At 37.3% G+C, this 26,418-nt stretch carries 21 protein-coding genes, 3 tRNA genes and 1 other annotated feature; of the genes, 8 read left to right on the top strand and 16 right to left on the bottom strand.

From position 1 onward, the window contains the following. Window positions 1–3: 3 nt before the first annotated feature. The 10 genes from mfd to NOL38_RS05605 all read right to left on the bottom strand — a co-directional run bounded on the left by mfd (window position 4) and on the right by NOL38_RS05605 (window position 11,961). Entirely contained in the window at window positions 4–3,498 is a 3,495-nt protein-coding gene (mfd, locus tag NOL38_RS05650) for a transcription-repair coupling factor (RefSeq protein WP_277941628.1), read from the bottom strand. After that, complete coding sequence (gene pth / locus NOL38_RS05645; protein WP_277941627.1) at window positions 3,498–4,067, bottom strand: aminoacyl-tRNA hydrolase; 570 nt, start codon at window positions 4,065–4,067, stop codon at window positions 3,498–3,500. The genes mfd and pth overlap by 1 nt, the downstream gene beginning before the upstream one ends. Window positions 4,068–4,224: 157 nt before the next feature. After that, window positions 4,225–5,340, bottom strand: a complete 1,116-nt coding sequence (gene ychF / locus NOL38_RS05640) for a redox-regulated ATPase YchF (RefSeq protein ID WP_044753851.1) — start codon at window positions 5,338–5,340, stop codon at window positions 4,225–4,227. Window positions 5,341–5,424: 84 nt separating this feature from the next. After that, window positions 5,425–5,784, bottom strand: coding sequence for a type II toxin-antitoxin system RelB family anti-toxin (gene relB / locus NOL38_RS05635; protein ID WP_277941626.1), 360 nt, complete (start codon window positions 5,782–5,784; stop codon window positions 5,425–5,427). A gap of 103 nt (window positions 5,785–5,887) precedes the next feature. Continuing rightward, the gene (locus NOL38_RS05630) at window positions 5,888–6,091 is read right to left on the bottom strand and encodes a DUF951 domain-containing protein (RefSeq protein WP_004195358.1); all 204 of its coding nucleotides are present in this window, start codon (window positions 6,089–6,091) and stop codon (window positions 5,888–5,890) included. 9 nt (window positions 6,092–6,100) lie between these two features. Then, window positions 6,101–6,982 (bottom strand): diacylglycerol/lipid kinase family protein, encoded by an 882-nt coding sequence (locus tag NOL38_RS05625; protein WP_277941625.1) that lies wholly within the window; start codon window positions 6,980–6,982, stop codon window positions 6,101–6,103. A 91-nt stretch (window positions 6,983–7,073) separates the two neighbouring features. Then, window positions 7,074–8,210, bottom strand: coding sequence for a DNA polymerase III subunit beta (gene dnaN / locus NOL38_RS05620; protein ID WP_004194538.1), 1,137 nt, complete (start codon window positions 8,208–8,210; stop codon window positions 7,074–7,076). A 153-nt stretch (window positions 8,211–8,363) separates the two neighbouring features. Then, entirely contained in the window at window positions 8,364–9,737 is a 1,374-nt protein-coding gene (dnaA, locus tag NOL38_RS05615) for a chromosomal replication initiator protein DnaA (protein WP_024376047.1), read from the bottom strand. Window positions 9,738–9,939: 202 nt separating this feature from the next. Further along, window positions 9,940–10,704, bottom strand: coding sequence for a ParB/RepB/Spo0J family partition protein (locus NOL38_RS05610; RefSeq protein WP_024402081.1), 765 nt, complete (start codon window positions 10,702–10,704; stop codon window positions 9,940–9,942). A 60-nt stretch (window positions 10,705–10,764) separates the two neighbouring features. After that, window positions 10,765–11,961 carry a S1C family serine protease gene (locus NOL38_RS05605; RefSeq protein WP_024402080.1) on the bottom strand — a complete coding sequence of 399 codons (1,197 nt, stop codon included), beginning with the start codon at window positions 11,959–11,961 and terminating at the stop codon, window positions 10,765–10,767. Window positions 11,962–12,135: 174 nt separating this feature from the next. On the opposite strand from NOL38_RS05605, the gene rlmH reads away from it, so the two are divergent. Both rlmH and NOL38_RS05595 read left to right on the top strand, forming a co-directional pair. Further along, on the top strand, window positions 12,136–12,615 hold the full coding sequence (rlmH, locus tag NOL38_RS05600) for a 23S rRNA (pseudouridine(1915)-N(3))-methyltransferase RlmH (RefSeq protein ID WP_023371894.1): 480 nt from the start codon (window positions 12,136–12,138) through the stop codon (window positions 12,613–12,615). Window positions 12,616–12,639: 24 nt separating this feature from the next. Then, complete coding sequence (locus tag NOL38_RS05595) at window positions 12,640–13,323, top strand: YoaK family protein (protein WP_024379536.1); 684 nt, start codon at window positions 12,640–12,642, stop codon at window positions 13,321–13,323. Here NOL38_RS05595 and NOL38_RS05590 read toward each other — a convergent pair. After that, window positions 13,321–13,394: transfer RNA gene (locus tag NOL38_RS05590), tRNA-Arg, on the bottom strand. The genes NOL38_RS05595 and NOL38_RS05590 overlap by 3 nt on opposite strands. A 111-nt stretch (window positions 13,395–13,505) precedes the next feature. Between NOL38_RS05590 and NOL38_RS05585 the strand changes: the two genes are divergently transcribed. Beyond that, a tRNA-Glu gene (locus NOL38_RS05585) sits at window positions 13,506–13,577 on the top strand. 5 nt (window positions 13,578–13,582) lie between these two features. Continuing rightward, window positions 13,583–13,655, top strand: a tRNA-Asn gene (locus NOL38_RS05580). 68 nt (window positions 13,656–13,723) lie between these two features. Here the strand turns inward: NOL38_RS05580 and NOL38_RS05575 are convergent. The 3 genes from NOL38_RS05575 to NOL38_RS05565 form a co-directional block, all read right to left on the bottom strand. Then, complete coding sequence (locus NOL38_RS05575) at window positions 13,724–16,303, bottom strand: YfhO family protein (protein ID WP_277941624.1); 2,580 nt, start codon at window positions 16,301–16,303, stop codon at window positions 13,724–13,726. Window positions 16,304–16,339: 36 nt separating this feature from the next. After that, window positions 16,340–17,962, bottom strand: a complete 1,623-nt coding sequence (locus NOL38_RS05570) for an ABC-F family ATP-binding cassette domain-containing protein (protein ID WP_012775415.1) — start codon at window positions 17,960–17,962, stop codon at window positions 16,340–16,342. Between the two features lie 64 nt (window positions 17,963–18,026). Further along, a complete protein-coding gene (locus NOL38_RS05565) occupies window positions 18,027–18,899 on the bottom strand; it encodes a YitT family protein (protein WP_015647591.1) in 873 nt (290 codons plus the stop codon). A gap of 101 nt (window positions 18,900–19,000) precedes the next feature. Beyond that, window positions 19,001–19,207 (top strand) — a binding site (T-box leader). Window positions 19,208–19,253: 46 nt separating this feature from the next. Here NOL38_RS05565 and trpS point away from each other — a divergent pair. Next, window positions 19,254–20,279 carry a tryptophan--tRNA ligase gene (gene trpS, locus NOL38_RS05560; RefSeq protein ID WP_277941623.1) on the top strand — a complete coding sequence of 342 codons (1,026 nt, stop codon included), beginning with the start codon at window positions 19,254–19,256 and terminating at the stop codon, window positions 20,277–20,279. Between the two features lie 231 nt (window positions 20,280–20,510). Continuing rightward, window positions 20,511–21,992: an IMP dehydrogenase gene (gene guaB, locus NOL38_RS05555; RefSeq protein WP_015647590.1), complete on the top strand. Its 1,482-nt coding sequence runs from the start codon at window positions 20,511–20,513 to the stop codon at window positions 21,990–21,992. Between the two features lie 269 nt (window positions 21,993–22,261). Here guaB and recF read toward each other — a convergent pair whose 3' ends face one another. Together recF and yaaA are read right to left on the bottom strand one after the other, a co-directional pair. Continuing rightward, complete coding sequence (gene recF, locus NOL38_RS05550; RefSeq protein WP_277941622.1) at window positions 22,262–23,356, bottom strand: DNA replication/repair protein RecF; 1,095 nt, start codon at window positions 23,354–23,356, stop codon at window positions 22,262–22,264. Between the two features lie 2 nt (window positions 23,357–23,358). Beyond that, the gene (gene yaaA / locus NOL38_RS05545; RefSeq protein ID WP_277941621.1) at window positions 23,359–23,742 is read right to left on the bottom strand and encodes a S4 domain-containing protein YaaA; all 384 of its coding nucleotides are present in this window, start codon (window positions 23,740–23,742) and stop codon (window positions 23,359–23,361) included. A gap of 73 nt (window positions 23,743–23,815) precedes the next feature. Between yaaA and yfmF the strand changes: the two genes are divergently transcribed. Continuing rightward, window positions 23,816–25,069 (top strand): EF-P 5-aminopentanol modification-associated protein YfmF, encoded by a 1,254-nt coding sequence (yfmF, locus tag NOL38_RS05540; protein WP_014638852.1) that lies wholly within the window; start codon window positions 23,816–23,818, stop codon window positions 25,067–25,069. Continuing rightward, window positions 25,066–26,349, top strand: coding sequence for an EF-P 5-aminopentanol modification-associated protein YfmH (yfmH, locus tag NOL38_RS05535; protein ID WP_248019119.1), 1,284 nt, complete (start codon window positions 25,066–25,068; stop codon window positions 26,347–26,349). Before yfmF ends, yfmH begins: the two co-directional genes overlap by 4 nt. Window positions 26,350–26,418 lie beyond the last annotated feature (69 nt).

Raw genomic sequence — 26,418 nt, 5'->3', positions numbered from 1 at the left:
AATTTATTCTGCCTTCCTTGCTTTAATTTCTTTTAATTTTTCGGCAAAAGAAATCAATTCCTCTAATATTTCATATTCTTTTTTCTGTTGAATGTTAAACACAACAGCTAGTTTTCCTTTATTTTCCGTTATCTGAGCTTTCAAATTTGTCACAGATAAAGCTTCAAAGTAATCTTGCGTTAGGAAAATTTGACCAGCCATGGGTTCGAATGTTACTGTCACTTGATGTTGTCGTCTAAGAACTGTATGACAGAAAACTTGGTCTAAAAATGACTTCAATAGACCGATTTCAAGCAAGTAGGCTACTACATCAGGATACTCTCCAAAACGATCAATCAATTCTTCCTGTAATTCTTGATAGTTTACACGACTGTCAATATTCTTTATACGCTTGTAAATTTCAATTTTTTGTCGCTGATCACCAATATAATCACTTGGTAAATAGGCATCAATCTGTAAATTGACCTCTGAATTACTCTTCTGACGTTGGGTTGCCTTACCTTGTTTTTCCAAGATGGCTTGTTCCAGCAATTGTGAATACATCTCATATCCCACAGAATCAATAAAACCTGACTGAGCAGCACCTAAAATATTTCCCGCACCACGAATGGACAAATCTTGCATGGCAATCTTGAAACCTGATCCTAGTTCTGTAAAGCCCTTAATGGCTTCCAAGCGTTTTTCAGCTACTTCTGTCAAGGACTTGTCTGGACGGTACATGAGATAGGCATAGGCAATCCGACTGGAACGGCCAACACGTCCTCTAAGTTGATAAAGCGTTGACAGTCCCATGTGATCTGCATTCTCAATAAACAGTGTATTAGCATTTGGAATATCAACACCTGTTTCAATGATTGTTGTGGTCACCAGAATATCATACTCACCTTCTACAAAAGCATAAAGGGTATTTTCTAGCTGAATTTCCGACATTTGACCATGGACATAACCGATGCTAGCTTCTGGAACCAATTCTTTTAATTCAGATACTTTCTGTTCAATGGTGTCAACTTTATTGTAAAGATAGTAAACCTGTCCTCCGCGATCTATCTCACGAAGCATTGCATCTCGGATAACGGAAGGATTTGTTTCCATCACATAAGTTTGTACAGGATAACGATTTGTCGGTGGAGTCTCAATTACTGACAAGTCGCGGATTCCCAACATGGACATTTGCAATGTCCGAGGAATTGGAGTTGCAGTCAGGGTTAGGACATCTATTTTCTTTTTCAATTCCTTCAAGCGTTCCTTATGCTTGACACCAAACCGTTGCTCTTCATCAATAACCAGTAAACCTAAATCAGCAAAAACAACATCTTTTGATAGAAGGCGATGGGTACCAATCAAGATGTCAACTTGGCCTTTTTTCAACTTCTCAAGTGTTTTTTCCTGCTCTGCCTTTGTTTTAAAACGACTCATAACATCCACATTGACAGGAAATTCTGCAAATCGTTCTTGGAAATTAGCATAGTGTTGCTGGGCTAAAACAGTCGTAGGAACAAGAATAGCTACTTGCTTGCCATCATTGACTGCTTTGAAAGCAGCGCGCATAGCTACCTCTGTCTTACCAAAGCCAACATCTCCTACCAGCAAACGATCCATTGGAGAGTCTTTTTCCATATCTTGTTTGATTTCATCAATGGAACGGAGTTGGTCGTCTGTTTCCACGTGTGTAAAGTAGTTGTCAAATTCAACTTGATTGTTATCGTCCGGTGAAAAGGCAAAGCCTTTCAACTGGCTACGCTCTGCATAAAGCTTAATCAAATCATCCGCAATATCCTCTACCTGCTTCTGAACTTTTTGCTTGGTTCGTTGGAAACGGCCATCGTTTAGTTTATTAACTTTTGGAGCTTTTCCATCGGATGCTAAGTATTTGGAAAGGAGATCAATCTGCTCTACAGGAATGGAAATCCGATCGGAGTTTTGATATTGAACTGTCACATAGTCACGGTGGATACCTGATATTTCAATGGTTTCTATCCCTAAATACTGACCTATCCCGTGAACATGGTGAACAACATAGTCACCAACAGCTAGCTCACTATAGTCCTTAATACGCTCAGCATTAGAAATATTAGTTCTACGGACCTTACGCTTAATCTTTTTATTAAAAATCTCTTTTTCAGTAATAAGAACTAACTTCTCATCCATCAAATGAAATCCAGAAGCTAGCTGTCCAATGGTCACTTGTTGCTGACCTTCTACTAACTTATCCGCTGGATAGGCAGGTAGCTGAATATCATACTCCTGTAAAGATTTTTGCAAAGTCTGTAAACTTGCTTCAGAACTTGCTTGAATAATGACCGTATTCTTCGACTTAGCATACCGAGTTAGTTCTTCTTTTAATAAGGGAATTTGATGGAAAAATTCCTGCATAGGATGTTGAGTAAATTGATAGAGGGCATCAAATTTTACATTTCCTAACCCCTTTTGAAAACTTGAAAAGAAGCTGGCAGGTTTGTATTTTCTTAATTCCGAATAGGTAGATGCAAAATAGTTTAAACTTGACACTGATTTACCCTTTTGTAAATCATCTGTCAACAACTCTGCTGATTCTTTTTCAAATTGAGCCTGCTTGTCAGCAATTCTATGAAAATCATCTAAAAATAAAGGGGTTCCCTTTGGCAAATAATCTAGCAATGTCCAAGATTGTTCATATAAAAATGATAGAAATTTTCGTAAATCGGGATGACGATATTCTGTTTGCATATCTGCCAGGACTTCTCGTAAATAAGACTGCTGCTCTTCTATATGCGATTGTTCAATAGCTATTTCAATACTACTGCAAGCACGTATATAGTCAGCAGCTGTCAAAAGAATATCCGATGCTGGAGCAATGGTGATGCTGTCCAAATTTTCTAAAGACTTTTGACTGTCGACATCAAAGATACGAATGCCATCAATCTCATCTCCAAAAAATTCCAAACGATAAGGGGCATCGGCTTGCATATCAAAAACATCTAGAATGTCTCCTCGTTGGCTAAATTCTCCCTGAGTTAAAACTCTGGATACCTTTTTGTAGCCTGTATTGACAAGTTTCTTTACAAAAATGTCAACTTCTATTTCTTGACCAACCTCAATTTGAATTTTTGACTTTCTGAATATTTCTGGATTCGGTAACAGAATCCTACAAGCAGCCATGCTAACAACTATAACTCCTGATTGAGTTGAATCAGTCAGAAAATTCAAGCTATCAATTCTTGATTGCGTCCGTTCCTTAGAAGCGAAAACAAACTCTGCAATCGGACTATCATCTGTAAAGAAGTTGTAAACATTCTCACTACCTATAATGGCTGATAAATCTGTAGCCAATCTCTCTGCTTCATTCTGACTAGCCGTTACAATCATTATTTTCTCAGCCAAACTATCATAGGCAGTCGCCATGACTAATGACTTACTGGTTCCAGTGAGTCCTAATAATAGTTGGCGAGTTGACTTGTTTAATCCAGACTGCCACTGATTAATTTGCTTATTTTTGTGAAGTATATCTAGTATATTCATTAGCCGTTAAACTTTCTCATGATGGTATCAAAATCGTCCTCTTCCAGATAAAAGTTGACAGCCTTGTCAAGTTTATCTAGTGCTAAGTCGATTTCAATACGGTCTTCTGTATCAAATCCAGATAAGACGTGACTGACAACGCTCATTTTTCCTTTAGGACGCCCAATACCAATCTTGATACGGTCAAATTCCTGTGTTCCAATATGCTTGACAATGGATTTGATACCATTGTGGCCACCAGCTGATCCTTTTTGACGGAAACGGATTTTTCCAACAGCCATATCCAAATCATCATAAGCCACCAGAATATCTGTCTCATCCAAACCATAATAAGCCATCAGGGCATGAACAGCCTTACCTGATTCGTTCATGAAGGTCGTTGGCTTTACTAGATAGATTTTTTCGCCGTCAATAAAGGTAGTTGCAATATCAGCTTGGAAAATCTTATCGTGGTTAAAGGTCACATTTTCACGCTTAGCAATCTTATCCAGCAGCATAAAACCAACGTTATGTTTTGTTTCAAAATAGCGGTCTCCGGGATTTCCCAAACCGATAATCAATCGTGTCATTTTTTCTCCTTAAATACCAAAAGGCTGGAAAAAGCTTTCCAACCAAGTAATCATCCTCTTTGATGCGATAAAATGTTCTTAGTCTAGGCGTTGAAACCGCAGACAATACTGATGGTATGGCAAGGTAAAACAACGAAGAATAAGGACAGTTTAGCCATCAAACGTTAAAGCGGAACTCCATGATGTCCCCATCCTGAACAACGTACTCTTTTCCTTCTTCACGGAGGCGTCCTGCTTCCTTGACTGCCTTTTCAGAGCCATATTGAATCAAATCATCATAGGACATGGTGACGGCACGGATAAAGCCTTTTTCAAAGTCTGAATGGATAATACCCGCACACTGAGGAGCTTTCATGCCACGTTTGAAGGTCCAAGCACGCACTTCTTTTTCCCCTGCGGTAAAGTAAGTTCCAAGTCCAAGCAAGTGGTAGGCTGCACGGGTCAACTTGTCCACACCAGATTCTGTCAAACCAAGGGCTTCTAAAAATTCAACCTTGTCTTCATCGTCGAGTTCTGAGATTTCCTCTTCTGCACGCGCAGAAATTACTACAACTTCTGCATTTTCTGTTGCTGCAAAGTCACGGATTTGCTGAACATAACTGATAGACTCAGGATCTGCTACCTTGTCTTCATCGACGTTGGCAACATAGAGGACTGGTTTAGTGGTCAAGAGGAAGAGTTGCTTAACGATTTTTTGTTCTTCATCTGTGAAGTCAACCGTACGAGCGGATTTTCCGTCTTCCAAGACTGGTTTGATTTTTTCAAGGACTGCAAATTCTGCCACAGAATCCTTGTCTTTTTGCGTACGGGCCATTTTTTCTACACGCGCATAACGCTTGTTGATACTCTCTAGATCCGCCAAAATCAATTCTAGGTTAATAGTATCAATATCTGCGATTGGATCCACAAAGGCGTCTTCACGGCCTTGTTCACGCATGACATTTTCATCATCAAAGGCACGCACCACATGGACAATGGCATCAACCTCACGAATATTGGCCAAGAATTTATTTCCAAGCCCTTCACCTTTAGAAGCACCTTTTACGATACCGGCAATATCGGTAAATTCAAAAGTCGTTGGGACTGTCTTTTTAGGGGTGATGAGTTCGGTCAACTTCTGTAGACGCTCATCTGGCACTTCCACCATACCAACGTTTGGATCAATAGTTGCGAAAGGGTAGTTGGCAGCCTCAGCTCCTGCCTTGGTAATTGCATTAAATAGGGTTGATTTACCAACGTTCGGCAAACCGACGATTCCTGCTGTTAAAGCCATGTTTGTTTACTCTCCAATTAAAAATTCAATCATGACTATTATAGCAGAAAACTAGAGAAAAAGCTTGCTGTTTGGCAAGCTTCGTTAAAAATAATACATAATGAAAAATGAACCTAAAACAATAACTGCAACAAAAATGAGAGAGACAACATCTCCTCTTGTAAGAGGTCGTTTGGATTCTTCGTACAAGTATTCCCAACCATTCATTTTTCCTCGTTGTTCCACCACAATTTCCTTCTCAGGTTCTTTTCCTAAAACCAGATAATCCAGACTAACACCAAAGATTTCTGCCAGCTGAACCAGTTTGTCAATGTCTGGCGTTACTTCGCCATTTTCCCACTTGGAAACAGCCTGACGGGAAATATAGAGTTTCTCTGCCAATTCATCTTGTGATAGATTCTTGGTTGTGCGTAAAACTCGAATTTGCTGTGCTAACTGATTCATGATTATTTCCTCCTCTTTTTTCTAAGTCTATTATAGCTTAGAAAGGAACAGTTGACTAGCAATTTTTAGGAAAAACTCGCAACCAGCAGTTGCAAACTGTCAACTAGGCTTCACTTGGCAGCACTTGTTTCATTTTTCGTTCAAAATCATGCCGGCTCATCATGACTACATGGTCACAGTTGCTACAGCGGATTTTAATATCCGCTCCTAGACGGATAACCTCCCACTTATTGGCCTTCTTGCCGGTCGATTTGATGACACAGGCATGAGGCTTTTTCATTTCGACAAATGATCCTAATTGATACATACTTCCTCCTTAAAGATACATACTTCTTTCCTGATAGGTTAACGTTACCTCATTTGCAGTGCATGTCTCTCCATCTATTTGCAATAATAATTTTTCTTTTGATTTTAAAACTACATCTACCCCTGTTAAATGCTGAATTGTATGAGAAGATTCATGCCTCTTCGTTAATAAGGCTAACAATGATTGTAGACGTTGGTAGAAATTTCCATTTTTGAAGTAAACAATATCTACTTCCTTCTTTTTAGCACTTGCTGTTGGCCATATCATGATTCCTCCACCAAAATAAAGACTATTTGCTACAGAAATAAAAAAGAGATTATCTAACTGATAAGATTTTTCATCAAGAGTTAATTCTAAGTTTATAGCTTGTTTTGAAAATAATCTTTTAATACCAAAGAATAGATAAGTTAACTTCCCAAGTTTTACCTTGTTCAGAATTTTTTTCAAAATTGAATTCGTTGAACCATTGATAACTTGAGCTGCAAAGCCAAAATCCATACTGTTTACAACCGTTCCGTATGAACTGTTTAAAACATATATCCTACTTGTTTTTCCCTCTAAAATGGCATCTACACTTCTATAGAGCGATGTTATATTCATTGCCTTAGCAAAATCATTTCCAGATCCTGTTGGATAATAAGCAAACGGTAGACTAGCTGGCCAAAAACGCAAAGCTTTAGATAGTGTGCCGTCTCCACCTAAAATCATTAATTGGTCCTCACTACTGACAAACTCCTTTAAAATAGCCTCTATTTGACTTTTTTCATCCTCAGGACCAACTGTCATAAAAATATTAACTGCAAGCTGTGGATAACTTTCTTTTATTTTGAATATGATATGTTCAGCAGTATGACTACCAGCATTAGGATTAGCTAATATATATAACGTCATTTATTCCCCATCACTAAATATATAAAAATAAGCTAAGTGCTATTTTTTAGTATAACATAAAAACGGCTAGTTTAGCCGTTCTTAATATTATTTAGTTGGTACGAACTGGTGTAACCAATTGGATAAAATCTTCCCCTTCATTATTTGGAATTAATGTAAATGGACGGACAGAAGAGATAAAGCTAATTTTCACTTGTTCACTAGTTGTGGCTTTCAATGCTTCTATCAAGTAAGTTGGGTTAAAGCTGATTACTAAGTCTTCACCTGATACTTCTACAGTATCTAATTCCTCATTCACACGTCCAACTTCTGGAGAATTTACATGAGCCGATACAACATTATTAGCAATTTCTAGTTTTACTGTACCATTTTGGGTTGCATTTGAAAGAAGACGAGCACGCTCCATCGAGTGACGAAGATTTGCAGTATCAAAAATTGCAGTTGTTTTAAACTCAGTTGGAATTAAGCGGTCTGTATCAGGGTAGGTACCTTCTAATAAGCGTGTATAGAAGCTAATATGCTCGCTTCTAAAAAGGATTTGATTATTTGAAAAGAAGACTTCTACTGTTTCAATATCATCTGTAAAAACTGCAGTAAATTCACGGAGAGAACGACTTGGAATGACAACATTAAAATCATCACCAGAGGTATCAAGGACCAATTTCCGTTGGCTCATACGGTGTGAATCTGTTGCAACAGTTTTTAGATTTTTATTTTCTGTTAAAACAAAATGAACACCCGTAAGAATAGGACGACTTTCTTGTGTAGAAGCTGCAAATGCTGTTTCATTAATTGTTTGTTTTAATACTTTGGTTTCTAACACCAATGGTTTTGAAGTTGGAACTTCCTGTAAACGAGGATACTGTTCTGCTTCTTTTCCCTTTAATGTGATTTCAGACTTACCACTTGTCAAAACGATTTGCTTTTGTTCAATTTCATTGAAGTCAAGGACCAAATCCGGCATACTGGATACGACATTAATAAAGAAACCAGCTTCTAAGAGAATGGAACCTGGAGAACTGATCAAAAGTCCTGCATTTTCATCTTGAATAGAAATAAAATGTTCAATCGAGATTTGTCCATTTGAACCAGTTAAAGTGATTCCTTCACTAGTTACTGTAATTTTTACTGTTGAAAGAATTGGAATAGCATTTTTTGTACTGATTGCCCGTTTAGTAATACTAAGTGCTTGTAGAAATATATTTTTATTAATAGAAAATTGAATCATGGATTCTCCTTTATTTATTATCTATAAGGTTAATAGTAATAGTAGTCTCTGTGTATTCTGTGGAAAAGTGATGAAAGACCAATAAAACTGCGGAAATTAACTTGTTCACAACTTGTGGAAAAAACAGAGCTTTTTTGAAAAGTTATACACAGGTTAACGAAGTTTATTTTTTATACTGGTAATCTCTATTTCTAAATTCTCATCATCCAAGAGGAGAGTTTTTATTTTATTGTATGCATGCATAACGGTTGTATGGTCTCGATTACCAAATTCTTTTCCAATTTTTGGAAGGGAATTGTCTGTCATTTCACGTGCTAAAAACATAGCAACTTGTCGCGCGTGAACGATATGTTGAACACGCTTAGAACCCTTTAATTCTTTCAAGCTGACACCGTAGAAATTTCCCACTTCGGTTTGGATTTTCTCAATAGGAATAACCATATTTTGTGGATTTGTTTGTTTTCTTGATCGAATAGCCTCAGCAGCAACCTCGACACTTATCTCAGACAGTTGACGCATAGTGGCTATCAAATGGATATCTTTTAAGGCACCTTCAAGGTCACGTACGTTCGAATCAAATTGTCCAGCTAGATAGGATAGCGTCTCATTTGTAAAGTTGTAAGGCAGGTTCTCGCACTTGTTACGTAAAATTGCGATACGTGTTTCAAAATCAGGTGGAGTGATTTCACTGGTTAACCCCCATTTGAAACGTGTTACTAGTCTTTCTTCCAAATTGTCTAAGTGATCGGGATTACGGTCGCTTGTGAGTACAATCTGCTTATTTTTTTCATGAAGCGCATTAAAAGTATGGAAAAATTCTTCCTGTGTTGTTGCTTTATTACGGAGAGACTGAATGTCATCAATTAGAAGTAAGTCCAGATTACGATAGGTTTTTTTGAAACTTTCCATATCATTGAGACGGAGGTGTTCTAAAAATTCATTGATGAATGTTTCCGATGAGACATATTTTATTCTTGCCTGGGGATTATCGGCTAGAACCTTATTTCCAATCGCATTTAAAATATGAGTTTTTCCAAGACCAGGACCACCAAAAATGAATAATGGATTGTAGAGCTCACCTAGGTTATCAGATACAGCTAAAGCTGCAGCCTTTGCCCAGTGATTATTGTCTCCTTGTACAAAATTAGCAAAGGTGTACTGGGATTTTATATCAGAATGAACCGGTTTAAAAGTTTCTTGAGGAGTAGCCGACTCAGGTGTCTGTACCTGGTGAACCACTGAACTTCTTGCGTTTGTAGTGTTCTTAATCTCCTGTTCATCCTCTGTAAATTGATATTGGATGGCAAGAGGCTCTCCGTAGATTTCAAAACTAGCGGCAATCATTAACTCTTCGAAGTTTTTTTCCCAGAAATCTTTTTTAAATGGACGATTTAAGAAAATATTGGCAACTTGCTGGTTGATTCCGAGTAATTTTGCATCAGCGACATAAAAATCATAAATAGATGGCTTAAAATTTACCTTTGCCAATTCAATAAATCGTTGCCAAAAAAGTTGTTCTTGGTTCATATTTTCCCCCTTTCACATTATATTCGTTAGAATAGTGTACCATAAAAAACAAAAGTTTTCCACAGATAATTTTAAAAATCCACACTGTTAAGAAAAGTTTTCCACAAGATGTGAATAAAAGCCAGAACCTTTGCTGGTCCTGACTTTTTGTAATGATTTTAGTGTGGAAAAGAGTGTTTATAAAAATAAATTGTAAACAAGTCTATTTAAAATTGTTGATAATTCTTTCGAATTCATCGAGATCATTAAAGCTAATCCGAATTTCTCCGCTCCCGTTTTTCTTCTTGATAATTTTTGTAGCTGTTCCAAGAGTTTTACTGAGTGAATCTTCCTGTTCTTTTAAAAATTGGTCGCGTTGTTTAAGCTTAGTGTGTTTTTTCTTATTTGCAGCTATTAATTTTTCAAGCGTACGCACACTTAAATCCTTTGATAAAATGAGTTGAACCCATTCGGCTTGCTTTTCTTCTGAAAATGACACCAATTGTCGCGCGTGCCCTTGTGAAATTTTTCCTTCTTCTACAGCTTGTTTAGTCTGAGATGATAGATTTAGTAGGCGCAATAAATTACTGATATATGGTCTTGATTTTCCCATGATTTGAGCAACTTCATCATGTGTTAACCCTCTACTAATCAATTTTTGATAAGAGGCTGCTTCTTCTATCGGATTTAAGTTAGAACGCTGCAGATTCTCTATGATAGCCTGATAGAGTAAATCATCATCAGTTAGTTCCTTTAACACTGCTGGTATTGTAGTCAGTCCAGCTAATTGACTGGCTCGCAACCTTCTTTCTCCAGCTAATAATTCGTATCCGATAATAGAAGATTTTCTTACAATAATCGGTTGAATTAATCCATTTTCCTTAATGGATTGAGCGAGCTCAAGTAGCTCCTTTTCATCAAAATGAATTCTTGGCTGATAGGGATTGGGATGGATTTCTGAAATATTTAGTGTACGTAATTCTTCCATATATCCTTATTCTAGCAAAAAAAAAGAGACTTTACAATTGTGTAAAGTCTCTTTTGTCAATTATTCGCTAAGTTCTTCTGTAGAATGTGTCAACTTAATGTCAACAGTTTGTTTCTGATTATTGCGGTAATAAGTTACAGTGATTGTGTCTCCAATTTGATGTTTGTAGAGAGCGCTTTGGAGATCACTCTTATTTTGAATAGTTTCTCCGTCAATCTCAGTAATGACATCAAAAGTTTCTAATTTTCCATCTGCAGGTAATCCACTTTGTGTAGAGACAATTACGACACCGGATGTTAATTCCGTATTTGATAATCCAGCCTTTTCTAATTGACTAGTTGACAAGGTCGTCAAGTTAACCATATGAACTCCAAGAGCAGGTCGGCTAACTTTTCCAGCTTTCTCAAGTTGATTGATAATGGCTACGGCATCATTTGCAGGAATAGCGAATCCCATCCCTTCCACAGCCACACCTGAGCTACTTACAGAACTTGAGGTGATTTTGCTAGAGGTGATACCAATAACTTGTCCTTGGATATTAATCAATGGTCCTCCAGAGTTTCCAGGGTTGATAGCTGTATCGGTTTGAATAGCGTTGGTTGAGATTGTTTGACCATCTTCTGATTGTGAAGTAACTGTCCGACTTAGACTAGAAATAATACCTTGAGTAACTGTATTAGCGTAGACGCTACCTAGAGGACTACCAATTGCGATAGCAGTTTCTCCAACTTTAATTGTATCGGAATCAGCAAATTCAGCAACAGCAGTGACTTTATCTGCTGATATTTTTATAACAGCTATATCAGAATAGGTATCGGAACCAACGAGTTCACCGCTGATTTTTTCTCCAGATGCTAAAAGAATATCAATCTTTTCTGCGTTATTAATGACATGTGTATTTGTCACAATATAGGCATATTGACCATCTTTTTTATAGATAACCCCAGACCCCTCTCCAGCAACAGCTAGTTCGTCAGATGATTCAATATTTCCAAAGATAGCACCAAGACTATTGTTGGCTGATTTTTGGTAATTAATAACAGACACAACAGCATTTTGTACTTTCTCTACAGCTTTTGTGGTGGAAGTTTCATTATTGTATTGAACATTGCTGACACTAGTGATAGCAGAATTTGCTTGTTGAACCTGTGGTTGGAAGAAAGATGCTGATAAGGCCCCAATAAGACCCCCAAAAAATCCAATTACAAATAAAATCGCAAATTTCAAATATTTTTTCATATAAGGAATCCTTTCCATTTCTTTAATTTTCCTTAAGATTACTCTTGCTTTCTTAATTATAGCTTAAAGTTTTCAAAAATCAATCCACAACCTGTGGATAACTCTGTGAATTATGTGAAAAAACTGTAGCTATATCCTGATTTTTTAAAAATATTTTCTGTCGTATGCTTGTGGATATGTTACAATTATTTTATGAAAATAAAATTGATTACCGTTGGAAAATTGAAAGAAAAGTACCTCAAAGAAGGTATTGCAGAATATAGTAAACGATTGGGACGATTTGCTAAGTTGGATATGATTGAGCTTCCTGATGAAAAAACACCAGATAAAGCCAGTCAGGCAGAGAATGAACAAATATTAAAAAAAGAAGCCGATAGAATTATGTCTAAAATTGGAGAGCGAGATTTTGTCATTGCCTTAGCGATAGAAGGCAAACAATTTCCATCGGAAGAATTTAGTCAAAAGATATCTGACATTGCAGTAAATGGGTATTCAGATATAACTTTTATCATCGGTGGTAGTTTGGGTCTCGATTCTTGTATTAAAAAAAGAGCTAATTTGTTGATGAGTTTTGGACAGTTGACACTTCCCCATCAACTAATGAAATTAGTTCTCATCGAGCAGATTTATCGTGCATTTATGATTCAGCAGGGAAGCCCATATCATAAGTAGTTTCACGTGAAACAAGGAGTGAAAATGAATCAAAAAGAGTATCGTGTTTTTGAGGGATTGAGAATTGCTTGTTCATTAACGTTTATCAGTGGTTATTTAAATGCCTTTACTTTTGTGACTCAGGGTGGTCGCTTTGCTGGTGTACAATCTGGAAATGTTATTTCCCTAGCTTATTTTTTAGCTAAAGGTAACTTTGCGCAGGTAGTTAATTTTTCCATTCCCATTTTATTTTTTGTATTCGGACAATTTTTTACCTACTTAGCAAGAAGGTATTTTGAAAAGCAAACATGGTCTTGGCACTTTGGTAGTAGTGTAATGATGTTAGTTCTTATTTTACTAACTATCATTCTCTCACCTATTATGCCTGCGTCTTTTACAATTGCTAGTCTAGCCTTCGTAGCCTCTATTCAAGTAGAAACATTTAGAAGGTTACGAGGTGCTCCGTATGCCAATGTGATGATGACAGGGAATGTCAAAAATGCTGCTTATCTCTGGTTTAAAGGAGTTATTGAAAAAGATTCAGAACTTAGAAAAACAGGTAGAAACATCTTATTGACCATTATAGGGTTTATGCTAGGTGTCATCATATCTACTCACCTATCCTTCCAATTTGAAGAATATGCCCTTATTGGTCTGATTTTGCCAGTTTTATATATTAATTATGAGTTATGGCAAGAAAAAAGACCTACTCGAGGTAGGTCTAAATGATTCCAGCAGGATTCGAACCTGCGACCGTTCGCTTAGAAGGCGAATGCTCTATCCAGCTGAGCTATGGAACCTTAACCATTTTATTTTACATTAAACAAAGCACTCTGTCAATACAATAAAAAATCAAAAAATGTATTGACAAACAAAGTTACATGTATTATACTAGTTATTGTTCTAAAAATGGTCCGTTGGTCAAGGGGTTAAGACACCGCCTTTTCACGGCGGTAACACGGGTTCGAATCCCGTACGGACTATTTCTTCCGCCATAGCTCAGTTGGTAGAGCGCATGACTGTTAATCATGATGTCACAGGTTCGAGCCCTGTTGGCGGAGTAAATAAAGCATAGGAAACCTTGAGAAATCAAGGTTTTTTATTTTTTACAAGAAAAAACCGAGAAAGTTTAGGATTCTCGGTTCTTAGAATAATAGTATCCAATGAATTGATAGGAGAAAAATACAAAAACTGCACCAAAAGAAATCAGTAAACCTAGATAGAAACCATTTGGTACAAAGGTTAAAACTAGTTTAGTTTGACCTGGACTTACCTCCACTTTCATAAAACCATCTTGCGCTTTTTGGATTTTGATAGGTTTACCATCAATGGTTGCATTCCATCCTTTATCATAGGGTAAAGTAAGGAGGAGTGAGGATTCTTTATCGGTTACAAAATCAACAGTTACTTTATTACCATCAGTTTTTGTTACTACTTGTTTTTCTTGGAGAATGGAAATAGCCTGTTGGAAAGCTAATAAGTCCAATCGATAAAATTGTGGTTTATCAAAAGAAACTTGATTATTTTCAGGAAAATATACATCGACTTGAACTTGTACATCTGTAGTAAAGCTCCCCACATTGAAGAAAGAGAAAGCATTATCTAATGTAAACTCACTTGACTGATTATTGACAGTAATGACAACCTTTTTTTGATTCTCATTTGAGAATGTTAAATTTGGCAAATTTAAGTATACTTGGCTATTTGCAGGTATATTTACTAAGAAAGTTGCTTTTGCAGCATCCTCATTGTCAACTTTGTTGACAGTCATTCGATTGCTCAGTTCAACTGTATTTTGTGAAACAACATCTGATAAAGTGTGGTAGTATTTTTGAGATAGCCCTGTTAGTTGATTAAGAAAATTTGTTTGATTATCGAGAGTCAGATTTGTAAAATTGACATCTTTGTAAATCCCTTCAGTCAATAGGGCTAACCCTAGATTAAAACTATTTTCGTAAAGATTAATAGTAGACTGACTCTGATTCAGTGTGAAACCAAACTTATTTGGGTCCGTAGTAGCTAAATTATATTTGACCCCGAATAGGCTATCAGCAATAATTGTATTATTCTGATAACGAAGATTCAAATTGGTACCGTCTGAACGGAAACCGAGCTTATCTAGTACTGAGCTGGAAGCACGATTTCGAATGGAGGAGAATTGAGAAATACCGTTGTAATTGAATTTCATGCTATCATTGCCAGTTTGTGGTAATAGACGTTCTATACGATAAAATGAATCAGTTGTAGTCTTTGTAGACTTTACAATACTGTCAATATCTGTCAATTTTTCTTCATAGTTTGATCGGCTAGGAAAATGCCATTCATCAGAAATCCCCTGAACCTGATAATGACTATGTAATCCAAGTTCTAAGAAAGTGAAGAACAATAAAACAATATTAATCAATTTTAAGGATGATTTATAGCGAATCATTGCTACAAAAAGAATGAAGTAGGCTATTAGAAATTCTAGTGTGAGTAGGAAATTTACATCCGTTAGAAACTCATAATAATCTCTAAAAATAAAGGTAGAAGTAAAGCAAATGAGTAAAAATGAAACAATCAGAGTAAAATTTTTAATACTTACTTGACGTAGTCGTACCAATGTCTCTGCTGCTAAATAGATAACGGTTATTGATAGAGCCCATGCATAACGATAGAGGAACATGTTTGGCGCATGCATACCTTGCCAAAAAAGATTGAGTGGTTGTAGGTAGAAACTTGAAATAATGAATGTAAAGAATAGAGCATAGGAGAGTTTGACAGTTGGTTTTATTTCTTTTAATGTAAAGAATAATAAAGCGAGTATTAATGGAACGAGACCAACAGAGATCATGGGAATAGAACCAAATTTTGTTGTATCAAAGCTACCAACTAAGTTTTTTGCAAAGAAGTCCAGATACCAAGAGTCTTCGGTTTTTAGGTTGGCAATTTTTGTAAATGTCTCACCATGAGTTTTTAAATCCAAATAGGTTGGCAACAACATGAACATGCTGCTTAGAGCAGATAAAATTGACACTATTGTAAAGTTGATAAATCTTTTGATTCTCTGACTATCTATCCATGATAATTGAACCAATGTCCATAATGTTAGAAAAATAGCCACCATATAACCGAAGTAATAGTTTTGGATAAACAAGCATGTTAATGTTATGTAGTAGAGAATCGGACCCTGTTTTTTTAATAATCGATGCAATCCAAGAAGAACGAGTGGGAGGAGTATAAAAACGTCTAGCCAGTTGTTTATTTCTAATTGACTTGTACTAAAACTCATCAGAGAAAAACTATTAGCGAGTAATAGTGCCCATTCTTCTTTCAAATTTTTATGGATACCCTTTAGACTGAAATAAGTTGACAACCCAGTCAATCCAAATTTGACAATAGTGACAAGGTAGATAGCGTCAGGCATGGATTGTAAATCAAAGAAAAAGACAATTGGAGATAGGAATGAGCCTAGGTAATAGGAGGATAGAGCATAAAAATTGAGTCCTAAACCACTTGAAAATGTGTAAAATAAAGAGCCGTCTCCGTGTAAAGTATTTCGTAATGTTTGATTAAAAATAACATACTGATGGAAGCCATCACTGGCCAATATTGTTGTATTACTTCCCCACCAGATTCCTTGAAATGCTAAGACGATAGAAATAATAGTCAGCGGAATAAGGAAAGATAAGAGATAATAAAAGGATGTTTTTGTAAATATTTTTTTCATAGATTTAAAAGAAAAGGCGAATAAATCGCCTTTTTATTATGCTTTCCAAAGTTCTTGTACTTTTGCTTGTACTTCAGCATTTTCCAAGAATTCATCATAAGTTTCGTCGATTCGGTCGATAACACCGTTTTTAGAAATGACGATGATATGGTTTGCTAAAGTTTGAATAAATTCGTGGTCATGGCTGGCAAAGATGATGGATTCTTTAAAAGCTTTCAAACCATCGTTCAGACTGGAAATTGATTCCAAGTCCAAGTGGTTGGTTGGATCATCTAAGACCAAGACATTTGACTTGAGGAGCATGAGTTTTGACAACATCACGCGCACTTTTTCGCCCCCTGACAAGACGTTTACAGGTTTGTTAACCTCATCACCCGAGAAGAGCATACGTCCCAAGAAACCGCGCAAGAAGGTATTGTCATCTTCTTCCTTGCTGGCAAATTGACGGAGCCAATCAAGGATAGATTCGTTTGTATCAAAGTCACGAGTATTGTCTTTTGGTAAGTAGGATTGACTAGTAGTGACACCCCACTTGACAGTACCTTCATATTCAATATCGCCCATAAGAGCACGAATGAGAGCAGTTGTTTGGATGTCGTTTTGACCAATAAGAGCAGTCTTGTCACCTGGGCGCAGGATAAAGCTGATATTGTCAAGAATCGTTTCACCATCGATGACAACTTTCAAGTTTTCAACTGTTAAGAGGTCATTACCGATTTCACGTTCTGATTTGAAGTTGATAAATGGGTATTTACGGCTAGAAGGAATGATTTCTTCCAACTCGATTTTGTCCAGCATCTTTTTCCGTGAAGTAGCTTGCTTAGACTTAGAGGCATTAGCAGAGAAACGGGCAACGAATTCTTGTAGTTCTTTGATTTTTTCTTCTGCTTTGGCATTACGGTCAGCTTGTAGTTTAGCTGCTAGTTCACTGGATTGTTTCCAGAAGTCATAGTTACCAACGAAAATCTTGATTTTACCGAAGTCAAGGTCGGCCATATGGGTACATACCTTGTTCAAGAAGTGGCGGTCGTGGGACACGACGATAACCGTATTTTCAAAGTCAATCAAGAAATCTTCGAGCCAGTTGATAGATTGGATGTCCAGACCGTTGGTTGGCTCGTCCAAAAGAAGAACATCAGGCTTACCAAAGAGGGCCTTAGCCAAGAGGACCTTAACCTTCTCACCGTTGGTCAATTCGCTCATGTTTTGGTAGTGGAGGTCTTCTGAGATATTGAGGTTTTGGAGCAATTGAGAAGCTTCACTTTCAGCTTCCCAGCCACCAAGTTCAGCAAACTCACCTTCTAATTCAGCAGCACGAACACCATCTTCATCAGAAAAATCTTCCTTCATGTAAATAGCATCTTTTTCTTTCATGATGCTGTAAAGTTGCTCATTTCCCATGATAACAACGTCAATCACGCGCTCATCTTCATAGTCGAAATGGTTCTGACGTAGTACAGAAAGGCGTTCGTCTGGTCCAAGTGAAATATGACCTGTTGATGGCTCGATGTCACCCGCAAGAATTTTCAAAAATGTAGATTTACCGGCCCCGTTTGCACCAATCAAACCGTAGGTATTTCCTGCTGTAAATTTGATATTGACATCGTCAAATAATTTGCGGTCGCTAAAGCGAAGCGACACGTCTGATACTGTAAGCATAGTTTCTCCTCTATTTCTGTCTATTAGTTTTATTGTACTAGAAAGAACTTGAATTTTCAATGAATTACATTGGAATCAAAATATCTTCATCATAATGTTTATGGTCTTTTTGAAGACTGAAGCCACGTCCACGCACCTGACTCGCAGGCATAACAACCATAAAGGCAGTTTCATCAATTTCTAATACCGCTGTCTCCAGTTTCTGCATTTCTGGAATAGAGATGGTAGTCATCAACATGCGCTTGTCAACCCCTGTAAAGCCACCAATAATTGGAAGTTCTGTCACACCGCGATCAGCAACTTTAGTAATATAGTCTTTAATTTCTTCTGATTTTTGAGAAATAATCATGACGTTTCGAGAAGATTGGGTACCAGACATCATGCGGTTGACAATATAAGTAATGGTCATTAGGGCAATAATCGAGTACATAACAGTATCAGTATCGAAGGCAACAAATCCAAGACCAACGATAATACCATCAATAATAGCCATTGTCAGACCTAATGATAAAGGGGTGTACTTGTGAATAAATTGAATAAGAATACCTGTTCCACCAGTAGAAGAATTTCCAAGGAAGACAAGCCCAAGTCCAAAACCTAGGATAATTCCACCGAAAATAGCAGCTAGGAGAGGATTTTCTGTCAAGTTGGGTAAACCTGCTGTCAACTTGATGCAAAGAGGATAGATGATAGCACCATAGACAGTTTTGATAAATACAGATTTTCCTAAGAAAAACCAACAGATGATTAATAAAGGGATGTTACAGTAGAGGACAAAATCAGACGGACTCCACCCCAGAAGAGCATTGAGTGCGATTGCTAAACCTCCGACACCACCAGATACGATATTATTCTCTAGAAAAAAACTGTTAAATCCAATGGCCATGACAACTGATCCGAGTGTGACAGAGATAAAGTCCTTTATACGTTCTTTCATATATTCTCCTTGGTTAGTGTTATAAAAGCAATTTCTATTATCCCTAATTTAGACAGTATCGTCAAGGCTTTGTCAGCTTGACTTTCTAATTTTTTGCGGTTATAATAGGAATCAATCAGAAGAGTAGTAAGTGGATAATTTTTAGAGAGTTTGTGGTTGGTGTAAACAAACAAGAGTCGCTTATGAATGGACTGAGTGAATAGAATCTGAATAAATAAGGATTCGGCTAGCAGGCCTTATGTGCAAAAAGATGTAAGCTTATTTAATGCTTATAAGTGAGGTGGCACCGTGTCCTTGACGCCCTCGCACAGTTTTCTGTGCGTGGGCTTTTATTATGTAAAAGGAGAATATTTTATGAGTAAACCGATTATCCTAACAGGGGATCGTCCAACAGGCAAATTACATATTGGACATTATGTTGGTTCGTTGAAAAATCGTGTTTTATTACAGGATGCAGGTCAACATGAACTTTTTGTCTTTTTAGCAGACCAACAAGCGTTGACAGATCATGCAAAGGAACCGCAAAAGATTGTTGAATCCGTTGGAAACGTAGCACTAGATTATCTAGCGGCAGGACTTGATCCAGCTAAGACAACGATTTTCATCCAGAGTCAAATTCCTGAATTGGCAGAGTTGACCATGTACTATATGAACTTGGTATCTGTTGCACGTCTAGAACGCAATCCTACAGTGAAGACTGAGATTGCTCAGAAGGGATTTGGCGAAGGAATTCCAGCTGGTTTCTTGGTCTATCCTGTGTCACAAGCGGCGGATATTACAGCCTTCAAGGCAAACTTTGTTCCAGTAGGAAATGACCAGAAACCTATGATTGAGCAGACTCGTGAAATCGTTCGTAGCTTTAACCATGCTTACCAGACTGATATTTTGGTAGAGCCGGAGGGCATTTATCCTGAAAATGAGGTAGCTGGTCGCTTGCCAGGTTTGGACGGCAATGCCAAGATGTCTAAGTCACTTGGAAATGGTATTTATCTGGCAGATGACATGGATACGCTCAAGAAGAAGGTCATGTCCATGTACACTGATCCCAACCACATCCGTGTTGAAGATCCAGGTAAGATTGAAGGAAACATGGTTTTCCACTATCTTGATGTTTTTGGTCGCGAAGAAGATAAGGCTGAGATTGAGGCTATGAAGGAGCACTATCAACGTGGTGGTTTGGGCGATGTGAAGACCAAACGTTATTTGCTGGACATTTTAGAGAGAGAATTAGGACCAATCCGTGAACGCCGTCTGGAGTTTGCACAGGATATGGGACAGGTCTATGCAATGTTGGAAGCAGGTAGCCAAAGAGCTCGCCAAGTTGCTGCGACAACTCTTGACCAAGTGAAATCTGCTATGGGAATTAACTATTTTAAATAAGGCTAACAATGAAAGAGCAATGTTGAGAAAATGTTGCTTTTTTCATTTGTTTTACGACGTAGCAAAAGACAAACATTCGAATTTTATATATAAAACTGAATAGAATTTTCTGAATTTTTAGGAATGATGATATTAAAGCGAATAATGATTGACAAATGATTTCAAAATGTTATCATAAATAAAATACAAATAGCAATAATGTTATATATTAAATAAGAAAAGAGGAAGAAAATGTCAAACTGGGACACTAAATTTTTGAAAAAAGGCTTTACTTTCGACGATGTATTACTTATTCCGGCTGAAAGTCATGTATTACCACATGATATTGATTTAAAAACACAATTAGCACCAAATTTGACCCTTAATCTTCCGATTATTTCTGCTGCTATGGATACAGTAACAGATAGCAAAATGGCTATCGCTATGGCGCGTGCAGGTGGTTTGGGCGTCATTCATAAGAATATGTCTATCGCAGAGCAGGCAGATGAGGTGCGTAAGGTAAAACGTTCTGAAAATGGAGTCATTATCGATCCATTCTTCTTAACACCAGAACACACCATTGCTGAAGCTGAGAAATTGATGGCTACTTATCGTATTTCCGGTGTGCCAATCGTTGAAACATTGGAAAATCGTAAATTAGTTGGTATCATTACTAACCGTGATATGCGTTTCATTTCTGACTATTCACAGCCAATTTCGACCAACATGACAAGCGATGAATTGGTGACAGCGCCAGTTGGAACAGATCTTGCGACTGCGGAGGCTATTCTTCACAAGCATCGTATTGAAAAATTGCCATTGGTTGATGAAAATGGTCGTTTATCAGGCTTGATTACCATCAAAGATATTGAGAAAGTGATTGAGTTCCCAAATGCAGCAAAAGATGAATTTGGTCGTCTCTTGGTTGCGGGTGCTGTTGGTGTTACATCTGATACTTTTGAACGTGCAGAAGCCCTTTTTGAAGCGGGGGCAGACGCGATTGTCATCGATACAGCTCACGGTCACTCAGCAGGCGTTTTGCGCAAGATTAAAGAAATTCGTGAACACTTCCCAACTCGTACCTTGATTGCCGGCAACATTGCCACAGCTGAAGGAGCTCGTGCTCTTTATGAAGCTGGTGTTGATGTTGTGAAGGTCGGTATTGGACCAGGTTCAATCTGTACAACACGTGTCATCGCAGGTGTTGGAGTACCACAAGTGACAGCTATCTACGATGCGGCTGGTGTTGCGCGTGAATATGGTAAAACCATTATCGCTGACGGTGGTATCAAGTATTCGGGAGATATTGTCAAGGCACTTGCTGCGGGTGGTCATGCCGTTATGCTTGGTTCTATGTTTGCTGGTACAGATGAAGCACCGGGCGAAACAGAAATCTTCCAAGGTCGTAAGTTCAAGACCTATCGCGGTATGGGCTCTATTGCTGCCATGAAACAAGGTTCAAAAGACCGTTACTTCCAGGCATCTGTAAATGAAGCCAATAAGCTTGTTCCAGAAGGAATTGAAGGACGTGTAGCCTATAAAGGCTCTGTTGCAGATATGATTTTCCAAATGGTTGGTGGACTTCGCTCAGGTATGGGCTATGTAGGTGCGGGTAACTTGACTGAACTGCATGAAAATGCTCAATTCATCGAAATGTCAGGTGCTGGTTTGAAAGAAAGCCATCCACACGATGTTCAAATCACAAACGAAGCTCCAAACTATTCAGTTCAGTAAAACAAAAACAATACCCTCTTGACAGGGTCTTTCAGATTGAAGAAAAAGTCCATTTTGGACAATTTTCTTCAATCTTTTTTCTTTATGTTGAAAATAAAAAAACTCTCAGAAACACCGAAATATCAATGTTTCTAAGAGTTTAATAACTTGCTATCTTTCGCAAATTTCTTCAATTTTTTATATTTTTAGGAGTTTGTCTACGTTCTGCAATACCCTCTTGACAGTTTTTTTACTTTTTGTAAACTTTATTGACGACAGTGTAAACAATCTTATTCTGACTCAGTAACCTTACCAGACTCAATATGGAAGATTTTTAAACTATCAGGTAGCTTATGTAAATGGTCTAAAGATGTCGTTGTAATAAATGTTTGAATCGTATCTGTAATAGTTTCTAGTAGTTTGATTTGACGATTATTATCCAGCTCACTCATAACATCATCAAGGAGTAGAATTGGGTACTCTCGTGTGACCTCCTTCATCAGCTCAATTTCAGCCAGTTTGAGTGACAGAACGAGACTGCGGTGCTGACCTTGGCTACCATAATGGGCATTCATTCCATTTATAAAGAAAGCTACATCATCTCGATGTGGTCCAACTCCTGTATTTTTCTTAAATAAATCACGTTTACGACACCTTTCCAATTCCGTCAAGAATTTGTCAATTAAATTGACATCGTCTGTCAATTCGATTGAGGTTTTGTATTCGATTGTCAATTCTTCCCGATTGCCAGATATTTCTTGAACTTTTCTATTTCCGAATTCCTCTAATTTCTTTAGAAAGTCAATACGATGTTGGATAACACGACTACCATATTCAGCAAGTTGCTGATCTAACACGGATAGGAAGTTCTCATCAATCTTATCTGTAGATTTGAGGTAAGTATTTCTTTGTTTTAAAACGTGGTTATAATTCGATAGGTCAGAGAGATAGAGTGGCTTGATTTGCCCGAGCTCGACATCGATGAACTTTCTTCTCAAAGCAGGCGCACCTTTTATCAGCTGTAAATCTTCAGGGGCGAAGAGAACAACATTCATGTGGCCGATATAGTTGGAAAGCTTGGCTTGTTTGAGATGGTTGACCTTGGTCACTCGCCCCTTGTCTGTCAAGTGAATGTCAAGTGGAACTTTACCACTTGTGCGATGGAGTAAACCAGAAACAGATAATTCCTTTTCTTGAAACTGTAATAGGTCCTTATCTGTCCGTGTTCGATGACTTCGTGTTAAGGCTAAAACATAGATAGATTCTAGAATATTGGTTTTTCCTTGGGCGTTTTCGCCTAAAAAGACATTGAGCCCTTTGTGGAACTCAATATCTAATTGGTTGTAATTGCGAAAATGTTGTAACTCTAATCGTTCTAGCCACATGTCTACATACCAGGGAAACGAACAGGTTTTCTTTCAATATTTTTAGTTGCTTTTTTAGGAGTTTTTACCTGTTTCTTATTCTTTTTATTTTCTTGATTTAACTTTTTAACGATTACAGCCACACGTTCTTTTTCAGCTTGATCCTCTTGGTGCTGTTTGATTTCCTCTGCACTAGGAGCGACGATTGTGATGCTGGTGTTGTGGTCTGGGAGTGTGATAACATCTCCGACACGGATTTTTTTACCGCGTCTTTTTTCATCCTCTCCATTGAAAAGAATGGTATTTTCTTCTAAGAAACCTTTAATGGCACCTCCTGAATGGAGAATACCAGTCGTTTTTAACAATGCTTGTAATGTGATGTAGTCATCAAATAATTTAAATTCCATAAGTCACCTCGTTACAGAATATTATATCACAAAATGGTATAATGGAAGGTACAATGTTTGAAAGAGGAAGAAGATGAAATTACAAGAGGGAGTAGATCTTCATTTTATTGATACAGATCAGTTTACGACAAATCGTATACGTATTCGCTTTGCAGCTGAAATGAGTGAGGCTACCGTTGCTGGTCGTGTGTTAGTTGCAAATATTTTTGAAATGGGTAACCAAGAATTTCAGACTGCTCAGGCTGTTCGGAGAAGATTGGCAGAATTGTATGGTGCTCAGTTCTCGACCTCAGTTTCAAAACGTGGTAGGGTGCACTGTGTAGATGTGACAATTTCATATGTCAGTCCTCGTCACTTGCCAGAAAATGAGGATATTACAGTAGAGATTCTTGATTTTTTATACACGTGTATATTTAGACCGCTGAAAAAGGGGCGAGGATTTGATAGTCAGATTTTCGAGGTTGAAAAAACGAATTTAATCAATTTTCTTCAGTCAGAGATAGAAGATAATTTTTATCATGCAGATGTTGAAATGAGTAAGCTTTTTTATAAAGATCCCTCTCTTCAAATTCCACGCGTCGGTAGGCTTGATTTGGTTGAAAAAGAAACAGCAGAATCAACCTTTCAGATTTATCGGAATATGTTGCGTATGGATAAAATTGATATATTTGTCTTAGGGAAGGTTGACAGAGAGCAAGTCAAAAGAAAACTTGAAGATTTTGGTTTTACTTATAGAAATCCAAAATTAGAGTTAGAATATCATCAAGAATACTCAAACATCACGCAAGAAAAAATCGAGCGTAAACAGGCAAGGCAGTCCATTTTGGAATTGGCATATCATTTACAGGTGGTTTACAACGATGTAAACTATCCGGCTTTGATGGTATTTAATGGTCTACTAGGTGCTTTCTCCCATTCGAAGTTATTTATGAATGTTCGTGAGAAAGAAAGTTTGGCCTATACAATTGGAAGTCAGGTCTCTATTTTTTCAGGAATGCTGAAGGTCTATGCTGGAATTAGCCGCGAAAATAGACTCAGGGTAATGAAGTTAATTAGTAAACAACTACTTGATTTAAAATGTGGTAAATTTACAGAAGAAGAATTAGAGTTGACAAAAAATATGTTGATTCATTCGGCAACCCTGGCTCAAGATAGGCAGAATAATTTGATAGAACAAGTATATAATCAAGTTACCTTAGGAAATAGAAATTTAAGTTGGCTAGATTGGATTGAGGCTATCAAATCGGTATCAATAGACGATGTCATTCGAGTAGGACAGATGATTAATTTACAGGCTGTTTACTTTATGGAGGGGACAGAAGAATGAAGTTAGTTGAGAAGAAGTATCCTTACATGAAAGAATCTGTCTTTTATGGGAAAGTTGACAATGGGTTGACAGTTGTTTTACTTCCTAAAGTAGATTTCCATGAGACATATGGAATTCTAACGACCAATTTTGGGGGTATTCATACTCGATTTACATTGGCTAATGGTAATAGTGTTGTTTATCCTGCAGGGATTGCACACTTTTTAGAACATAAGCTGTTTGAAACTGAGAATGAAGAGGATATTATGAATGAGTTTGCTAAATTGGGAGCAAGCGCAAATGCTTATACCAGTTTTAGACAGACTAGTTACTTATTTTCAACGACTCAGAAAGTATTGGAGTCTCTATCACTTTTACAATCTTTTGTTCGAGAACCGTATTTTACAGAAGACAATGTAGAAAGAGAACAGGGGATTATTGAACAAGAAATTGAGATGTATCAAGATGATGCAGATTATCGCTTGTTTACGGGAATTTTATCATCGCTTTATCCAGAAAGTCCTTTGGCCTATGATATAGCAGGGACAGTTGAATCAATTGCTGCAATTACTGCGGATGATTTACATGAGAATTTTGATGTGTTTTATCATCCAAGTAACATGAATTTATTCGTTATTGGTAATTTTGATTTAGAGGCAGTTTGGAAACAAATTTCAAGTTATCAAGTAGCTCAGATGGATAATCCAGCTCAGTCGTTTGAATTGGCAGGTGTCCAAAAGTTGCCGATACAGGAGCATCTCTCAGAACAATTTGAAGTATCTACCCCAAAATTGGCTGTTGGTTTACGGGGAAATGACGAGGTTGATAAGGAGACTATTCAGAAATATCGGCTCAGTTTACAATTTTTATTTGCCATGTTGTTTGGTTGGACTTCAAAACGATACCAACAGTTATACGAGCAGGGAAAAATTGATTCTTCTTTCCAGTTCCAATTAGAGGTTACACCTGAGTACCACTATTTGATTATCTCGGGAGATACTCAAGAACCCATTACGCTTTCTAGTATACTGATGAAAGCACTTAGGAAATTTGAGGATGATGCAGATGTGACAGAGGATCATTTACAATTGTTGAAAAACGAGATGTATGGAGATTTTATTCGTAGCTTGAATTCTCTTGAGTTTACAGCTAGTCACTTTGTTTCTCAGTATTCAGAATATGAAAATGTTTTTGATATACCTCAAATGATACAAAGTCTTCAGTTAGATGACATCAGAGAGGCAGGTCGTCGCTTTATTGATCACTGTGATATGACAGATTTCACGATTTTTCCAAAATAAGTGGGCGCAACCCGTCGAAATTTCTTTGGAATTTTGTTAGAATAGTATACTGTACATGATGAGCGATAG

The organism is Streptococcus suis (assembly GCF_029616525.1).
Classification (GTDB): Bacteria; Bacillota; Bacilli; order Lactobacillales; family Streptococcaceae; genus Streptococcus; species Streptococcus suis_AF.
This window is presented reverse-complemented; position numbering and strand designations above follow the sequence as displayed.

Bases quoted from the DNA above. Each gene is read 5' to 3' on its own strand.
- mfd (WP_277941628.1), bottom strand. From the start codon at position 3,498: ATGAATATACTAGATATACTTCACAAAAATAAGCAAATTAATCAGTGG.
- pth (WP_277941627.1), bottom strand. From the start codon at position 4,067: ATGACACGATTGATTATCGGTTTGGGAAATCCCGGAGACCGCTATTTT.
- ychF (WP_044753851.1), bottom strand. From the start codon at position 5,340: ATGGCTTTAACAGCAGGAATCGTCGGTTTGCCGAACGTTGGTAAATCA.
- relB (WP_277941626.1), bottom strand. From the start codon at position 5,784: ATGAATCAGTTAGCACAGCAAATTCGAGTTTTACGCACAACCAAGAAT.
- NOL38_RS05630 (WP_004195358.1), bottom strand. From the start codon at position 6,091: ATGTATCAATTAGGATCATTTGTCGAAATGAAAAAGCCTCATGCCTGT.
- NOL38_RS05625 (WP_277941625.1), bottom strand. From the start codon at position 6,982: ATGACGTTATATATATTAGCTAATCCTAATGCTGGTAGTCATACTGCT.
- dnaN (WP_004194538.1), bottom strand. From the start codon at position 8,210: ATGATTCAATTTTCTATTAATAAAAATATATTTCTACAAGCACTTAGT.
- dnaA (WP_024376047.1), bottom strand. From the start codon at position 9,737: ATGAACCAAGAACAACTTTTTTGGCAACGATTTATTGAATTGGCAAAG.
- NOL38_RS05610 (WP_024402081.1), bottom strand. From the start codon at position 10,704: ATGGAAGAATTACGTACACTAAATATTTCAGAAATCCATCCCAATCCC.
- NOL38_RS05605 (WP_024402080.1), bottom strand. From the start codon at position 11,961: ATGGAAAGGATTCCTTATATGAAAAAATATTTGAAATTTGCGATTTTA.
- rlmH (WP_023371894.1), top strand. From the start codon at position 12,136: ATGAAAATAAAATTGATTACCGTTGGAAAATTGAAAGAAAAGTACCTC.
- NOL38_RS05595 (WP_024379536.1), top strand. From the start codon at position 12,640: ATGAATCAAAAAGAGTATCGTGTTTTTGAGGGATTGAGAATTGCTTGT.
- NOL38_RS05575 (WP_277941624.1), bottom strand. From the start codon at position 16,303: ATGAAAAAAATATTTACAAAAACATCCTTTTATTATCTCTTATCTTTC.
- NOL38_RS05570 (WP_012775415.1), bottom strand. From the start codon at position 17,962: ATGCTTACAGTATCAGACGTGTCGCTTCGCTTTAGCGACCGCAAATTA.
- NOL38_RS05565 (WP_015647591.1), bottom strand. From the start codon at position 18,899: ATGAAAGAACGTATAAAGGACTTTATCTCTGTCACACTCGGATCAGTT.
- trpS (WP_277941623.1), top strand. From the start codon at position 19,254: ATGAGTAAACCGATTATCCTAACAGGGGATCGTCCAACAGGCAAATTA.
- guaB (WP_015647590.1), top strand. From the start codon at position 20,511: ATGTCAAACTGGGACACTAAATTTTTGAAAAAAGGCTTTACTTTCGAC.
- recF (WP_277941622.1), bottom strand. From the start codon at position 23,356: ATGTGGCTAGAACGATTAGAGTTACAACATTTTCGCAATTACAACCAA.
- yaaA (WP_277941621.1), bottom strand. From the start codon at position 23,742: ATGGAATTTAAATTATTTGATGACTACATCACATTACAAGCATTGTTA.
- yfmF (WP_014638852.1), top strand. From the start codon at position 23,816: ATGAAATTACAAGAGGGAGTAGATCTTCATTTTATTGATACAGATCAG.
- yfmH (WP_248019119.1), top strand. From the start codon at position 25,066: ATGAAGTTAGTTGAGAAGAAGTATCCTTACATGAAAGAATCTGTCTTT.